2 protein-coding genes and 1 pseudogene are annotated in these 2430 nt (G+C 64.3%); 1 reads left to right on the forward strand and 2 read right to left on the reverse strand.

All coding sequences use genetic code 11. The features are described 5' to 3' along the window. Window positions 1-102 (forward strand): annotated as a pseudogene (locus AB5S17_RS23310) (IS630 family transposase); the annotation flags it as partial. A gap of 130 nt (window positions 103-232) precedes the next feature. On the opposite strand, the gene AB5S17_RS23315 reads toward AB5S17_RS23310, so the two are convergent. After that, a protein-coding gene (locus AB5S17_RS23315) for an IS3 family transposase (RefSeq protein ID WP_369243568.1) occupies window positions 233-1460 on the reverse strand; the annotation gives its coding sequence in 2 pieces (ribosomal slippage) (window positions 233-1112 and window positions 1111-1460; 1230 coding nt in all). A 171-nt stretch (window positions 1461-1631) separates the two neighbouring features. After that, window positions 1632-2246: a DDE-type integrase/transposase/recombinase gene (locus AB5S17_RS23320; RefSeq protein WP_369243569.1), complete on the reverse strand. Its 615-nt coding sequence runs from the start codon at window positions 2244-2246 to the stop codon at window positions 1632-1634. Between the last annotated feature and the right edge of the window lie 184 nt (window positions 2247-2430).

Consider the following 2430-nt stretch of genomic DNA (forward strand, 5'->3'; position numbering starts at 1 on the left):
GAAGACACATGGCGCCGCATCGGCGCTCTGGTGGAAACCATCCAGCCCGCCGAATGCGCCAACTACTTCGCCAACGCCGGCTACGCTTCCGTCAAACCGTGAAACGCTCTAGCGGTGTGGTGATCACCGGCAATCTCCGGTGGGGCCCGGTTGCTGACCTCAATACCGACCGGAAAGACACCGATGACCGACTGGAGTGCACCCCGTTTCGCCGGACATGCGGCGGTTGGGTTTAGGCACTGAGCCTGATGAACTCGCGGGGCGAGCGGAACTTCAGGCCTGAGTGCGGGTGGACCTCGCAATAATCCTCGATCCAGGCGGGGAGCAAGGCGAGAATGGTGGCAGCGTCAGGCAGGATCGAGACGCTCGCATAGTCGCGCTTCAGGGTTTTGACGAAGGCCTCGGACATGCCGTTCGACTCCGGGCTGCGGACGGGCGTGAAGAGCAGCGTCAGGCCGAGGGCACGGGCGGTATCGGCGGTGTCCTTGGCGATGTATGCGCTGCCGTTGTCCGACAGCCATTCGACGGCATGCGGCACCTTGGTCGTGCCGAAGCGACGCTCGACAGCGGTGACCATGAGGTCGCGCACCATCTCGCCGGAGATGCCGGCCTGCGCGACGGCCGACCAGGCGATGATCTCGCGGTCGCAGGCATCCAGAACGAAGAGAATGCGCACGACTTCGCGGTTGCGGGCATGGATCTCCAGATGGTCCGAGCACCAGCGCACATTCGAGCGCAGCGCGATGACGACGCCGTCATGGGTTCGGCCGGGCCGTCGGGCAGTATGGCGCTCCAGCGTCAGGCCGTGATGCTGCATGATCCGTAGCACCCGCTTGGCATTGACCGTCGGCTGCCCCTCCGCTCGCAGGCGACGGTTCAGCAGCGCCGTGACCCGCCTGTAGCCATAGGTCGGGCGAGCGTCGACGATGGCACGGATCGGCGCCAGGAACTCGACATCCTCGACCTTGCGATACGGCCCTCGCGGCTTCACCGCCCTGCCGCGTCGCTCGTTGATGTGGGAACGAGCGACGTCCAGCGTCCGCGCCACAGCGCTCACCGTGAACCGTCCGTCGGATCGCTCCAGGACAGCAAGGGCGATGTCCGTTTTTTGGGCGAGCGACGTCGAGCGCCTCCTTGAGGATCTCGTTCTCCATCGTTTTGCGGCCAAGCAGACGCTCGAGGTCGCGAACCCGCTTCTCCAGATCGCGGACCCTCGACGTGCCAACGACGTCCTCGTCAGCCTGGACGGCGGCATGGCCGCCCTCAAGCATTCGGCGCTTCCAAGCAAAGAGCTGGGAGGGCGAGACGCCCGCCTGCCGCGCCACGAAGGACACGCTCATCCCTGGCCGCATCGCTTCCTCGACGAGGCGGACCTTCTCGGCGGTCGACCATCGCCGCCGGCGCTGCACGGAAGTGATCACTTCGACCCGAGAAAATGGGCCGTCTGGAGCTTTCGACATAGTCGTACTCATAGGCGGATGCCTATGCCTTATCGGCTATGCCGCCTGTCCGGTCAAAACGGGGTGCGCTCCACCGACGTGTGTAGGGCGGTGAGAAAGCAGGTCCCGAGGCGGCGCCTGTCGGGGCTGCCGCGCCGGAGTAAATTCCCTGTGTGATCTGCCGAGATCGTTTCACCCGCTCGACGGCCAATAGTCTCGCGGCAAGATGAGTTCGCGATCCTGATCGTAGGTGGCTGCGATCTCCTCTCCGGTGGGAGCAAGGGTGGTGCGGTCGCAAAGGCGATCGATTGGCGCGAGGCCGCTTAGGCTGTCGTGCGGACGCTCCCAGTTGTAGAAGTGCTGCCACTCGGCGAGGCGCACTTCGAGTTCGGGATCCATGATGTTGACGGTCGGCCAGAACTCATCGAGCGCCGTCCGCTGGACCCGTTCGACCTTGGCGTTCAGGTGCGGGGACCGCGGGGGGATCGGGCGGAACTTGATGCTCCAGGAGCGCAGTCGATCCTGCACCGCATAGGCGAAGAACTCCTGGCCTCGGTCGGTCTGGATGCGTTGGATCGAGACCGGCATCTCCTCAACGAGCTGATCGAGGAAGGCCAGGGTCGATTTGGCCGACCGGCTTCGGAACAGGCCGATCACCTGACAGCGCGAGCGGTCGTCGATCGCGGTGTATTGGTAGAGCCGCGGGGCGATCTTGCAGACGTCCATATGCACCCGGTCGCCGGGGATCGGCCCGGAATAGCGCTTGCGGCCCTTGCGCATGAGCCGCTGTCGCTTGAGGCGGTTCATCTCGAGCCGGCAGAGCACCTTGTGGATCGTGTCGATCGCCAGGCGAAGACTGCGAATGCGGATCAGTTGTGAATCGGCGTGGAATAAGGGGTCTGACTCACAACTGATGCAGTTGAGGAGCGAATTGGCGGTTCCCGAGGGAGGTCGCCATGTCCAGTACCATTTCGCTGTCGTCGCTTATTCC

Origin of the sequence: Jiella sp. M17.18 (genome assembly GCF_041027365.1) — a bacterium.
Classification (GTDB): Bacteria; Pseudomonadota; Alphaproteobacteria; order Rhizobiales; family Rhizobiaceae; genus VKMB-3413.